We start from the raw sequence: 12098 nt of genomic DNA on the forward strand, positions 1-12098 counted from the left end.
GCTCCGGCTAGTCGCGCAGGCGCGTGGCGGCCATCCGGGCGTCGACCAGGCGGCCGCCGCTGAGGCGGGCGAGGATCACGGAGCCGAACGGCAGCGCGCGCACGAGGGGCAGACCCTCGACCCGCTCCTCGTCCGTGTAGCCGAGGAGGACGTACATCCCGACCACGGCGATCGCGGCGATCGTCGCGACCCGCGCCGGGATCTGGTCCATCGTGCCGCCTCCGCCGTCGATCGGCTCGGCGAGCGTGACGCACATGAGGAAGATCGACGCGTAGACCGCCAGGTGCACGTGGGAGCGGCTCCACGGGCGCGCGAGCGCGGCGATCGGCAGGATCCAGAGGGCGTACCAGGGGTGGATGGCGGTCGACGCCGTCACGAACGCGAGCAGCGCACCGGACAGGCGGGCGAGCGGATCGATGGAGCGCCGCGACAGCATGAGGCGCGCAGCGATCAGGCCGGCGAGCCCGAGCGCGAGGATCTTGACCACGGCGATCGCCGCGGCGGGGTCGTGACCGGTGAACTCGACGGCGCGGGAGACCGAGACCGTGACGAACGACATCGGCGCGTACCAGTGCAGGATCGAGCCGGGCACGACCATCGCCGCGACCCAGCCGACCCCGACGCCCGCGAGCAGCCCGACGGCGACCACGAGGCCGAGCGCTCCGGCGCCCGTCCAGAGCCAGCCGCGGGTGCGCTCACGCCACGTCGCGTCGTGGCGCAGCCACAGGAGCGCGAGCACGGGGAGCGCGATCACGGCGATCGGCTTGATCGCGATCGCTCCGGCCATCAGCACGACGGCGGCGATGCGCCGGTCGGTCTGGGCGTAGTAGAGCGACGCGAGGATGAGCGCCAGCATCACGGAGTCGTTGTGGCCGGCGACGACGAAGAGCACGAGGGTCAGCGGGTTGGCGACGATCGTCCAGGCGGTGAGCGGGACCGAGAGGCCGCGCAGGCGCGCCAGGCGGAGCGCGTAGACGGCCATGACGGCCACGCCCGCGACCGACACGGCGCGGAGCATCGCGATCGAGAGCTCCGGTGCGCCGTAGCCCGCGAACTGCACGGCGGTGCGCTCGATCAGGAGGTAGAGGGGCCCGTAGGGCGTGGGCGTGTCGGCCCAGAGCGGGTCGACGCCGAGGTCGAACCAGCCCGGGAGCGTCGCGACGCCGTGGGTGTAGGGGTCGATGCCCTGGGTCATCAGGCGACCCTGCGCCACGTAGGAGAACATGTCGTGGCTGAACAGCGGCACCGTCACGAGGAGCGGAGCGGTCCAGGCGAGGGCCGCCACCACGATGGTGCGGACGGAGCCGGGGCCCGCCGCGAGCGCGACCGTGCGCAGGCGGAGCCACGCGATCAGCAGCAGCATCCCGCCGCCCACGACGAGGGCGCCGCTGGACTCGGTGAGCCAGCCCGTGGCGCGGATCGAGGCGACGAGAGGCCAGTCGCGGATGGGTGAGCCGGCGGGCAGGTAGCCCACGCCGAGCGAGCCGAGGAGGATCGCGATCGAGCCAAGCAGGCCCGTCGCCAGCGGTGCGGCCTCCATGAAGCGGAGCCGCGGTCGGCGCTGCCGTCCCGTTGCCCGGGCCGTGTCCGGCCGCTCGATCGTCCCCCGTGAAGCCATCGGAGCCACGCTAAAGGATGGGACTCCGAAGTGCATGGACGGCCGGTGAACGGTTGATCAGTCGGCGCTCAGGTTGTACAAGCACCCTCACGTGCACCGATCAGGGCAGGCGCGGCACCGGGGCCGGCTCCGCGAAGCGCAGCTGGTTGCCGAACGGATCGATCACGTCGAGCGCGAAGCCGAACGGCGTGCGGGTGATCCGCGGGTTGAGGTAGGGGTACGCCTTCGCGTCGAGCTCGGCGTGCAGCTCGCGGACACCGCGGAGGGCGACGTGCACCGCGGCGCCGGGACTGCCGTCGCGGTGGTGCTCGCTGAGGTGCAGGCGGAGCCCCGAGCGCGACACCTGCAGGTAGAGGGGGGCGTCGAGCGCGGCGCGGTGCTCCCAGTCCACCTCGAAGCCGAGGTAGTCGACGTAGAACTCGCCCGCCTTGGCGACCGAGAAGATCCGCAGGATCGGCACGGCCGCCTCCAGTCGCACCGGCTCGAGCCGGTCCGGCTCCTCCGCGCTCGACCGGTCCCGTGCACGCCGTCTCGTCTCCACGCCACGAGGCTAGCCGCCCCGCGGTCGGCCCGGAGCCGGAGGGTCAGTCGACGAGATCGAGACCGCGCAGCAGCCGGAGGGTCTCGACCCCGGCGGGCGGGCAGCGGCCCGCATCGGAGCCGTCGACCCAGTGCAGCGAGTCGACCTCGCCGCTCGGGCGCGCCTCGCGGTCGAGCTCGGCGGCGAAGACGCTCATGTGGACCTCCCGCCCCTCCGGCTCGCCGTGCGCCTGGGTGCGGACGGTGAACAGGGGCTCGAGGCCGAGCGCGACGGCGCCGAGCTCCTCGCGGGCCTCCCGGGCCGCCGCCTCGATCCCGCTCTCGCCCTCGTCGACCTTGCCGCCGGGGAGGTAGAGGACGTCGCGGCCCCGCGCCGTGACCATCAGGACGTGCCGGTCGCGGAGGACGGCGACGGCGGACACGACGATCGGCGGGAGGGTGCTCATCCGCTCATCATGCCCGCCGCGGGCGGACCGGCTCGGCGCCCCCGCGGCTACCATGGGGGCACACCAGAAGGACGCGCGCAGCCGGCGCGCGCCGGGGCCCCGTGCGCCCGAACAGCTGAGGAGCAACCCGTGGCAGAACCCACCACCCTCGACAAAGTCATCACCCTCGCGCAGCACAGGGGATTCGTCTTCCCCTCGGGTGAGATCTACGGGGGCACCCGCTCCGCGTGGGACTACGGGCCGCTCGGCGTGGAGTTCAAGGAGAACATCAAGCGCCAGTGGTGGAAGACCTTCGTGCAGGGCCGGGGCGACGTCGTCGGCCTGGACTCCGCGGTCATCCTGCCCACGGCGATCTGGCACGCCTCGGGACACGTCGGCGTCTTCTCGGACCCGCTGACCGAGTCGCTGATCACCCACAAGCGCTACCGCGCCGACCACCTCTTCGAGAAGTACGAGGAGGTCAACGGCCACCCGCCCGTGAACGGCCTCGCCGACATCCCGGACCCGGAGCACCCCGACAAGGTCGGCCAGTGGACCGAGATCAAGCAGTTCTCGGGCCTGATGAAGACCTACCTCGGCGTCGTCGACGACGAGTCGGGTCTGCACTACCTGCGTCCCGAGACCGCCCAGGGCATCTTCACCAACTTCGCGAACGTGCTGCAGAGCGCCCGTCGCAAGCCGCCCTTCGGCATCGGCCAGATCGGCAAGGCGTTCCGCAACGAGATCACCCCCGGCAACTTCATCTTCCGCACCCGCGAGTTCGAGCAGATGGAGCTCGAGTTCTTCGTCGAGCCCGGCACGGACGAGGAGTGGCAGGAGACCTGGATGCAGCTCGCCTGGGACTGGTTCGTCGGGCTCGGGATGAACCCCGAGAACATCCGGCAGTACGAGCACCCGAAGGACAAGCTCTCCCACTACTCCAAGCGCACCGTCGACATCGAGTACCGCTTCAGCTTCGCCTCGGGCGAGTGGGGCGAGCTGATGGGAGTCGCGAACCGCACCGACTACGACCTCAAGACGCACATCGAGCACTCGGGCAAGGACCTCTCGTTCTTCGACCAGAACAAGAACGAGCGCTACGTGCCGTTCGTGATCGAGCCGTCGTTCGGCCTCACCCGCGCGCTCATGGCGTTCCTCGTCGACGCCTACGAGGAGCAGGAGCTGCCGCCGAACGCCAAGGGCAAGGTCGAGACGCGGACCGTGCTGCACCTCGACCCGCGCCTGGCGCCGGTGAAGGTGGCTGTGCTGCCGCTCTCGCGCAACGAGGCCCTCTCGCCGCTCGCGCGCCGCGTCGCCGACCAGCTGCGCCAGCTCTGGAACGTCGACTTCGACGACTCCGGAGCGATCGGCCGCCGCTACCGCCGCCAGGACGAGATCGGCACCCCGTACTGCGTGACCGTCGACTTCGACTCGCTCGAGGACGACGCCGTGACCGTCCGCGACCGCGACACGATGAAGCAGGAGCGCATCCCGCTCGAGCAGCTCGAGTCGTACCTCTTCACCGGGCTCCGCGGGGCCTGACGCTCCTCCCGGGACGCCGCCGACCGGACGGGCCGGCGGCGTCCCGGAGGGCGCGGACCAGCCGGCCCTGCGGTCAGCGCTCGCGGGCGAGCAGGGCGAAGACGAGGGTCGAGGTCCACTCGCCCTTGCAGAACTCGTCCTCCCGGTGGTGCGCCTCGAGGCGCATCCCGAGGCGCTCGCAGAGGCGGGCGGAGGCGGTGTTCCGAGCGTCGAGCTGCGCGATCACGCGGTGGGCGCCGAGGGTGTCGAACGCGAGGTCGAGCAGCGCCCGGGCGGCCTCGGTCGCGTAGCCGCGCCCCTGCGCCTCCGGGTGCAGAACCCAGCCGATCTCGACCGCCTCCTGCTCGACGGACGTCGCGATGAGCGTGAGGTCGCCGATCATCCGCCCGGCGAGGACGCCCTCCCGGGGGACGATCGCCAGCACGGCCACGTCGCCGTCAGCGGCGAGCCGTGTCGAGGGGAGGCGGCGCTGCAGGTGCGCCCGCGACTCCTCGGGGGTGCGCACCGGCCAGCGGAGGAACCGGACGGCGTCGGCGTCGCCCTGGTAGCGCGCGTGGTCCTCGGCGTCCTCCGGTCCGAGGGGACGCAGGAGCAGGCGCTCGGTGAGCAGCGGCGCGGAGCGCAGCGGCTCCGCGTCGAAGGGGAGCCGGAGGCTCACGCGGTGGCGGCGTCCGCGTCGGGGCGGGCGGCGGCGGCGGGCTCGGCCGGGACCTCGATGCCGAAGAGCGCCTCGAGCCCGGTGAGGTAGGCCCCCTGGGCTCCGGCGCGCGCGTAGTCGCGGGCGCGGACGCTCGGAGTGTGCAGCAGGACGCCGGCGAGGTGGCGGAGCGCCTGCTCGGTGCGGCCGTCCTTGTCGCCGCGCGAGCGGGCCCGCTCGATCTCGGCGTCGAGCGCGTCGAACACGTGGGCGCGCAGGGCGACGACGGCCGGAGTGAGGCTCTTCTCGTCGGCGACGTCCGAGAACTTCCGGGCCGCCTTGTCGACGAGCGCGCGCGCCTGTTGCGACGCGTCGAGCACGTCGAGAGGTGCGTGCAGGCTGATCGTCTCGAGGTCGAGGAGCTCGACGCCGGCGACCGAGGTGACGTCGGAGGCGACGTTGCGCGGCAGGCCCAGGTCGATCACGAGCTGGCGCTCGCGGGAGAAGCCCTGGAGGCGCCCGGCGGCGAGCAGGGCGGCGTCGAGCACCGGCTCCTGGGTCGTGGTGCAGGTGATGACGATGTCGGCCGAGACCGCCTCGAGCGGGAGATCGGAGGCGGCGATGGGCCGGAGCGAGCGGCGGGCGGCGAAGCCCTCGGCACGGCCGGAGGGGGAGTGCACGGCGATGTCCACCACTCCGCGGTCGCGCAGGGCCGCGACGGTCGCCCGCGCGTAGCTGCCGGTGCCGACGAGGAGGACGCGGGCGGCCCGCCAGTCGGTGACGCGGCTCGCGGCGAGGTCGAGCGCGAGGCGCACGATCGAGCGGCCGGCGCTGCCGAGGCCGGTGCGGTTCTTGATGCCGCGCGAGGTCTGCGAGGCGCGCTGGAACAGCCGCTCGAGCTCGGAGGAGGTGGTGCCGAGGCGGCGCGCCTCCTCGAGGGACCGGCGGACCTGGCCCGCGATCTCGCCCTCGCCGACCACGACGGACTCGAGCCCGCTGGAGACGGCGAAGAGGTGCTCGGCCACCCGGTCGCCCGAGACGACGTCGACGCTCCCGCGCAGCTCGTCCTGCTCGACGCCGGTCGCGGCGCTGACGGCGGCGGTGGCGGCCTCGACGGCGACGGCCTGCGCGGCGGTCAGCGGCTCCTCGATGTCGAGGTAGGCCTCGAAGCGGTTGCAGGTCGCGACGACGACGGCTCCGGAGACGAAGTCGATCCCCTCGGAGAGGGCCGCGGTCACGGCGGAGGAGTCGACGGAGAGCTTCTCGAGGAGATCGAAGCTGGCGTTCTTGTGCGACGCCGTCAGACACAGAAGCACCACGTCAGTCTACCCGCGCTCTGCGGGGCGGGGTCCCCGGACTGGGGAGGAATGCACGGATGCGCCTGGAATAATGCCGCGGTGACCTCCCCCACCGACGGCCTGCTCGATCCGCTGCACCCCCTCTCCGCCGGCCGCACGGCCGACTCGCTGCTCCTGCGCGCCTACCGCTCCGAGCGGGGCGAGAGGACGCCCGTCTGGTTCATGCGACAGGCCGGCCGCAGCCTCCCGGAGTACCGGGCCCTGCGCACCGACACGAAGATGCTCGACGCCTGCCTCGACCCGGCGCTGGCGAGCGAGATCACCCTGCAGCCGGTGCGGCGCCACGGAGTGGACGCGGCCATCTTCTTCAGCGACATCGTGATCCCGCTGCGGCTCGCGGGCGTCGGCGTCGACATCGTCCCCGGTCGCGGTCCGGTGCTCGAGAAGCCGGTGCGCACGGCCGCCGACGTCGCCGAGCTCGCCTCGATCGACCCGTCCGTCCTCGACGAGACGCTCGAGCCCATCCGCGAGGGCGTGCGCCTCACCGTCGCGGGCCTCGGCGACACACCGCTCATCGGCTTCGCCGGCGCTCCCTTCACCCTGGCCGCCTACCTGGTGGAGGGCGGCCCGTCCAAGGACCACCTGCGTGCGCGGACGATGATGCACGCCGACCCCGCCGCCTGGGCTCAGCTGATGGAGTGGACCGCCGAGGTCACCGGCCGCTTCCTCCGCGCGCAGGTGCTCGCCGGGGCCAGCGCCGCGCAGCTCTTCGACTCCTGGGCCGGGGCGCTCTCGCTCTCGGACTACACGACCCATGTCGCTCCCGCCTCCGCGCGCGCCCTCGTCCACGTGCGCGACCTCGCATTCGACCACGGGGAGACGCGCCGCAACGTCCCGATCGTGCACTTCGGCGTCGGCACCGGCGAGCTGCTCGGAGCGATGCACGGCATCGGCGCCGACGTGGTCGGCGTCGACTACCGGATCCCGCTCGACGAGGCCAACCACCGCCTCGGCGGCTTCGTGCCGGTGCAGGGCAACGTCGACCCGGCGCTGCTGACCGCGCCGTGGGAGGTCCTCGAGGCCCACGTCGACGACGTGCTCCGCCGGGGCCTGAGCGCCCCCGCGCACGTGCTCAACCTCGGCCACGGCGTGCCGCCCGAGACCGACCCCGACGTGCTCACGCGCCTCGTCGCGTTCGTGCACGCCTGGCGGCCGTGAGCGAGGAGCGCCCCCGCGACGCGGCGTCGTACGACGTCGCGGTCGTCGGCGGCGGAGTGGCGGGGCTCGCCGCCGCCGCGGAGTGCCTGCGCATCGGCCTGCGCGTCGTGGTGCTCGAGGCGGGGGAGCGGGTCGGCGGCTCCGTCTCTCCGCTCGCGCTGGCCGGAGCCGCGCTCGATGCGGGCGCCGAGAGCTTCGCCACCCGCGGCGGCCACGTCGAGCGGGCGCTCGCCGCGCTGACCCTCGACGGCGTCCCGCTCGCCGAGTCGATCGTCGAGCCGCGGACGCACGGCTCGTGGCTGCACCTCTCGAACGGCCGCTCCGTGCCGTCGCCCCGGGCCGGCATCCTCGGCATCCCCGGCACGCCGCTCGCCCCCGACGTCGTGCGGGCGATCGGCCGCCGCGGTGCCTGGCGCGCCTGGCTCGACACCCTGATGCCCGTGCTGCGCATCGGCCGCGCCCACTCCCTCGCCGAGCTGGTGCGAACCCGTATGGGCGAGCGCGTGCTCGAGGACCTGGTCGCGCCGGTCGTCTCGGGCGTGTACTCGAGCCGGCCGGACGACATCGACGTCGACCTGGCCGCACCCGGACTGAACGGCGCGCTCACCCGCGCGGGCTCACTCGCCCGGGGCGTGGCCGCCCTCCGCGCGAACCTCCCGGCCGGAGTCGCGATCCGCGGGCTCGAGGGCGGGATGCACCGCCTGGTCGCCGCGCTGGTCCAGCGGATCGACTACCTCTCCGGCGAGATCCGCACCGGCGCCTCCGTGCAGCGGCTCGAGGGCTCCGACGGGGACTTCGTCCTGACCCTCGCCGACGGCGCTCTGAGCGCCCGAGCGGTGATCGTCTCGACCCCGGAGCGCGACGCCCGGGCGCTGCTCGCCGGCCTCGCCCCCGCCGTCGCGGAGCGCGCCGACGAGGCGCCCCACGACTCCGTCGAGCTGGTGACCCTCGTCCTCGATGACGCCCGCCTGGACGCAGCCCCCCGCGGCTCCGGTGTGCTCGTGGCGCCCACCGCCACCGACGTCACGGCCAAGGCGATCACGCACGCGACCGCGAAGTGGGACTGGCTGGCCGCCTCCCTCCCTCCCGGGCGCCACGTGCTGCGCCTCTCCTACGGGCGCCCGGGCGAGCGCCCGCCGCTCGAGGGGCGCACCGATGCCGAGGCGGCCGCGATCGCCCTGCTCGACGCCTCGACGCTGCTCGGACTCGCCCTCGATCCGGCGTCGCTCGTCGACTCCGCCCGGGTGCGCTGGGCCAACGTCCGGCCCGCCGCGGCGCTGGGCCGCCGCGCGCACCTGGAGGCGTTCCGCGAGGCGCTCCTCCCGATCGAGGGAGTCGCCGTGACCGGCACCTGGATCGCGGGCACGGGCCTCGCCTCGGTGCTCCCGCACGCCGCCGAGACGGCCGCCCTTATCCGGCGCCGACTGGTGCGTCAAGGAGTCGGGCTGCCGAGCGACGCCCACGACGCCGACGGCTACTCTTAGGCCCAGGCATCCGCGCGAGCGCGCGGCGTGCCCCGGCACGAGTGGTCACCGACCGCGTGGACGATCGCGAGAGCGACCCAGGACGAGGAGTAGGCGTGAAGGGCAAGATTCTTTTCGTGGCAGGAGCCGCAGCCGGGTACGTGCTGGGAGCACGCGCCGGCCGCAAGCGGTACGAGCAGATCGCCTCGGCGGCAGGCCGCTTCTGGCGGACCCAACCGGTGCAGGACGTCGCGGGCGCCGTCGGCGGTGCCGCGAAGACCCAGCTGAGCAGCGTCTCGGACAAGGCGTACGAGGTCGTGCGCTCGGTGGTCGTCAAGGCCGTGTCCGGCGGCAGGAAGGCCCAGGGAGCGAGCGACGCGGAGGCGTCGGCCGCCGCCCGCAAGGCGGCCTCGAAGGTCGACGAGGCCGCGGCGTCGGCCGGCTCCGGCGGGTCGACGACGTCCACCTCCACCAGCAGGGCCTAGTGCTCATCCCTCCGGCCGTGCCAGGCGCGCGCCGGCCGGCACGTCCCACCCTCGAGGAGCTCCCGTGGTGAACGAACGCAATCCCAAGAACGCCCGATCACTGGGAGAGCTGGTCAGCGACCTGCCCGGCCTCGTGATCGAGCTCGTCAAGGCCGAGGTCGCCTCGCTGAAGAACGAGCTGGCGGGCAAGGCGAAGAGCGCGGGTCTGGCCGTCGGCCTGTTCGCGGTCGCGGCCTTCCTCCTCCTGACCGCGTGGGCGACGCTGGTCGCCTTCGCGATCATCGGCATCGCCTCCTGGCTTCCGGCCTGGCTGTCGGCGCTGATCGTGACGGTCTTCTTCCTCCTGGTGGCCGTGATCCTCGCCCTCGTCGGCGTGCGCACCATCAAGAAGGCCGTGCCGCCGGTGCCGCAGGACTCGATCGACAGCATCAAGAAGGACGTCCAGGCGTTCAAGGGAGTGGGCAGCTATGACAACTGAGCGATCCGTCAGCAGCACCACGCCCCGCTTCGTCGACCCGGCGGAGCTGAAGCCCGGCCAGCTGAAGGCCGACATCGAGCGCGCTCGCTCCGAGCTCGCCGCGACCCTGGACGCGATCGAGTACAAGGTCAACGTGCCGCGCAAGGTGCGTACCGCCCAGCGGACGATCGAGCGGAAGCTCCAGGTGGTGCGCCGCCAGAACCCCTCCGCGCTGATCGCCGGGGCGGTCGGCGCCGCCGCCGCCGTGGGCCTCGTCGTCTGGGGCGTCGCGAAGCAGATCATCGAGGACTGAGTGCCGGCGGGCCCGGGGCGCTAGCGTCCCGGGCCCTCCGGCGCCAGAGCCCCCGCCGCTTTTGTGCATCGGCACGAGCGGAGGGATGATGGATCAATGACCGATCAGACCGCCGGCACGGCGGGTCCCGTTCAGTCCGCCCCCGACACGAGCGCCGCCGCTCCGGCGCCGCAGCCCCCCGCCGATCAGGATCACTCCGATCAGGCCCTGGGATACACGCTCTGGGCGGTTCTCCGCAGGGATCCCGCACGTCCGTTCACCCTCTCCAGCGACGCCGTGGATCCCGCGGTGAAGCAGTACGAGCACCTCGTCGCCCAGCTTGAGGGCCAGGGTGTGACCGTTCGCGGCACCTACGACGTCTCGGCCCTGCGCGCCGACGCCGACATCATGCTGTGGCTCACGGGCCCGGCGCCCGAGGAGCTGCAGCGGGCCTACCGCGAGCTGCGGCGCACGGAGCTGCTGGTCGGCCTCCTGCCGACGTGGAACGCGATGGGCGTGCACCGCGACGCTGAGTTCAGCTCGAACCACCTCCCCGCCTACATGCGCGGGAAGGCGCCGGCCCGCTGGCTCACGGTCTACCCCTTCGTCCGCTCCTACGAGTGGTACATCCTCCCCGAGGAGGAGCGCCGCGCGATGCTCGCCCAGCACGGGCGCCAGGGCTCGCGGTTCCGCTCCGTCCTGACCAACACGGTCGCCTCGTTCTCGCTCGGCGACTACGAGTGGATCCTCGCCCTCGAGGACGAGGAGCTCGTCAACCTCGTCGACCTCATGCGCGACCTGCGCGCCACCGAGGCCCGCCGCCACGTGCGCGAGGAAGTCCCCTTCTACACAGGCCGGCGCATCGACGCCGACCAGATCGCCGAGGTGCTTCGATGAGCGACACGACCAGCGAGCCGATCCTCGTCCGCGGGGCCACCCCTGCGGCGGCGTCCGGCCCCGAGCACGTCGAGGTCCCCGTGGCCTACGACGCGATCCTCCTCGCCGGCTTCGGCGGGCCCGAGGGCCAGGACGACGTCATCCCGTTCCTCCGCAACGTCACCCGCGGCCGCGGCATCCCGGAGGAGCGCCTCGAGGAGGTCGCCCACCACTACCGCCACTTCGGCGGCGTCAGCCCGATCAACGCGCAGAACCGCGCGTTGAAGAAGGCGCTCGAGGCCGAGCTCGCGAACCGCGGCATCGACCTCCCCGTGCTCTGGGGCAACCGCAACTGGGCGCCCTACATGAGCGAGGCCGTCGCCGAGGCGAAGGAGCGCGGGTTCACCAACCTGCTCGCCATCGCCACCAGCGCGTACTCCTCCTTCTCGTCCTGCAGGCAGTACCGCGAGGACTACGCGGCGGCGCTCGACGCGACCGGCCTCGAGGGCGAGCTGCGGATCGACAAGGTGCGCCAGTTCTTCGACCACCCCGGCTTCGTCATGCCGTTCGTCAAGGCCGTCCACGACGGGCTCGACGAGCTGCGCGAGCGGATGCCCGACCTCGATGTCACGTCCGAGGTGGAGGTGCTGTTCTCGACGCACTCGATCCCCATGGCCGACGCCGAGCGCAGCGGACCCCACGAGCGCCACGACGACGGCACCGTCGTCGACGTGCACGAGTTCGGACCGGGCGGCGCCTACGAGGCGCAGCACCTCGCCGTCGCCGAGGTCGTCATGGCCGCCGCCACGGACGAGGACGTGCCCTGGCAGCTGGTCTACCAGTCGCGCTCCGGCCCGCCCACCCAGCCCTGGCTCGAGCCGGACATCAACGACGCCATCGCGGAGCTGCCGGCCCGCGGCCGCCGCGCGCTGCTGATCGTCCCGCTCGGCTTCGTGTCCGACCACATGGAGGTCATGTGGGACCTCGACAACGAGGCCCTCGAGACCTCGGAGGAGCACGGACTCGTCGCGCTCCGCGTCGCGACCCCCGGCACGGACCCGGTCTACGTCTCCGGCCTGATCGACCTGGTCCTCGAGCGCGTCAACGGCGTGCCGACCGAGGACCGGCCCTCGATGACGGCGCTCGGCCCCTGGTACGACGTCTGCCGCCCCGGCTGCTGCGAGAACGTGCGAGCGGGGTTCAAGCCCGCCCTGGCGGGAGTCGCACCGTGATGAGGAGTCGTCTGT

The 12098-nt window shown here is 73.0% G+C and carries 13 protein-coding genes; 8 read left to right on the forward strand and 5 right to left on the reverse strand.

Annotated features, from left to right (window positions below; genetic code table 11):
• Positions 1–7: 7 nt before the first annotated feature.
• From mptB to C5C46_RS06785, 3 genes are all read right to left on the reverse strand, one after another.
• Complete coding sequence (mptB, locus tag C5C46_RS06775) at positions 8–1618, reverse strand: polyprenol phosphomannose-dependent alpha 1,6 mannosyltransferase MptB (RefSeq protein ID WP_146078786.1); 1611 nt, start codon at positions 1616–1618, stop codon at positions 8–10.
• Between the two features lie 100 nt (positions 1619–1718).
• Positions 1719–2159, reverse strand: a complete 441-nt coding sequence (locus tag C5C46_RS06780) for a glyoxalase superfamily protein (RefSeq protein WP_208543318.1) — start codon at positions 2157–2159, stop codon at positions 1719–1721.
• Between the two features lie 43 nt (positions 2160–2202).
• Positions 2203–2604: an NUDIX domain-containing protein gene (locus tag C5C46_RS06785; protein ID WP_104226139.1), complete on the reverse strand. Its 402-nt coding sequence runs from the start codon at positions 2602–2604 to the stop codon at positions 2203–2205.
• 129 nt (positions 2605–2733) lie between these two features.
• Here C5C46_RS06785 and C5C46_RS06790 point away from each other — a divergent pair, with 129 nt between their 5' ends.
• Positions 2734–4125 carry a glycine--tRNA ligase gene (locus C5C46_RS06790; RefSeq protein WP_104226140.1) on the forward strand — a complete coding sequence of 464 codons (1392 nt, stop codon included), beginning with the start codon at positions 2734–2736 and terminating at the stop codon, positions 4123–4125.
• Between the two features lie 73 nt (positions 4126–4198).
• Here the strand turns inward: C5C46_RS06790 and C5C46_RS06795 are convergent, their stop codons facing one another.
• On the reverse strand, positions 4199–4783 hold the full coding sequence (locus tag C5C46_RS06795) for a GNAT family N-acetyltransferase (protein ID WP_258059379.1): 585 nt from the start codon (positions 4781–4783) through the stop codon (positions 4199–4201).
• Positions 4780–6078, reverse strand: coding sequence for a glutamyl-tRNA reductase (locus tag C5C46_RS06800; RefSeq protein ID WP_104226219.1), 1299 nt, complete (start codon positions 6076–6078; stop codon positions 4780–4782). The genes C5C46_RS06795 and C5C46_RS06800 overlap by 4 nt, the downstream gene beginning before the upstream one ends.
• A gap of 51 nt (positions 6079–6129) precedes the next feature.
• On the opposite strand from C5C46_RS06800, the gene hemE reads away from it, so the two are divergent.
• The 7 genes from hemE to C5C46_RS06835 all read left to right on the forward strand — a co-directional run bounded on the left by hemE (position 6130) and on the right by C5C46_RS06835 (position 12083).
• Positions 6130–7278, forward strand: a complete 1149-nt coding sequence (gene hemE / locus C5C46_RS06805; RefSeq protein WP_104226141.1) for a uroporphyrinogen decarboxylase — start codon at positions 6130–6132, stop codon at positions 7276–7278.
• The gene (locus C5C46_RS06810; protein ID WP_258059380.1) at positions 7275–8762 is read left to right on the forward strand and encodes an NAD(P)/FAD-dependent oxidoreductase; all 1488 of its coding nucleotides are present in this window, start codon (positions 7275–7277) and stop codon (positions 8760–8762) included. The genes hemE and C5C46_RS06810 overlap by 4 nt, the downstream gene beginning before the upstream one ends.
• 116 nt (positions 8763–8878) lie before the next feature.
• Complete coding sequence (locus C5C46_RS06815; RefSeq protein ID WP_146076886.1) at positions 8879–9226, forward strand: YtxH domain-containing protein; 348 nt, start codon at positions 8879–8881, stop codon at positions 9224–9226.
• A gap of 67 nt (positions 9227–9293) precedes the next feature.
• Positions 9294–9704, forward strand: coding sequence for a phage holin family protein (locus C5C46_RS06820; RefSeq protein WP_244229489.1), 411 nt, complete (start codon positions 9294–9296; stop codon positions 9702–9704).
• Positions 9694–9996, forward strand: a complete 303-nt coding sequence (locus C5C46_RS06825; protein WP_104222879.1) for a DUF3618 domain-containing protein — start codon at positions 9694–9696, stop codon at positions 9994–9996. Before C5C46_RS06820 ends, C5C46_RS06825 begins: the two co-directional genes overlap by 11 nt.
• Positions 9997–10092: 96 nt before the next feature.
• Entirely contained in the window at positions 10093–10872 is a 780-nt protein-coding gene (gene hemQ / locus C5C46_RS06830; RefSeq protein ID WP_104226142.1) for a hydrogen peroxide-dependent heme synthase, read from the forward strand.
• Entirely contained in the window at positions 10869–12083 is a 1215-nt protein-coding gene (locus tag C5C46_RS06835) for a ferrochelatase (RefSeq protein ID WP_104226143.1), read from the forward strand. Before hemQ ends, C5C46_RS06835 begins: the two co-directional genes overlap by 4 nt.
• Positions 12084–12098 lie beyond the last annotated feature (15 nt).

The organism is Rathayibacter sp. AY1E6, assembly GCF_002931115.1.
Taxonomy (GTDB): domain Bacteria; phylum Actinomycetota; class Actinomycetes; order Actinomycetales; family Microbacteriaceae; genus Rathayibacter.

Bases quoted from the DNA above. Each gene is read 5' to 3' on its own strand.
- mptB (WP_146078786.1), bottom strand. From the start codon at position 1,618: ATGGCTTCACGGGGGACGATCGAGCGGCCGGACACGGCCCGGGCAACG.
- C5C46_RS06785 (WP_104226139.1), bottom strand. From the start codon at position 2,604: ATGAGCACCCTCCCGCCGATCGTCGTGTCCGCCGTCGCCGTCCTCCGC.
- hemE (WP_104226141.1), top strand. From the start codon at position 6,130: ATGCACGGATGCGCCTGGAATAATGCCGCGGTGACCTCCCCCACCGAC.
- C5C46_RS06825 (WP_104222879.1), top strand. From the start codon at position 9,694: ATGACAACTGAGCGATCCGTCAGCAGCACCACGCCCCGCTTCGTCGAC.
- hemQ (WP_104226142.1), top strand. From the start codon at position 10,093: ATGACCGATCAGACCGCCGGCACGGCGGGTCCCGTTCAGTCCGCCCCC.
- C5C46_RS06835 (WP_104226143.1), top strand. From the start codon at position 10,869: ATGAGCGACACGACCAGCGAGCCGATCCTCGTCCGCGGGGCCACCCCT.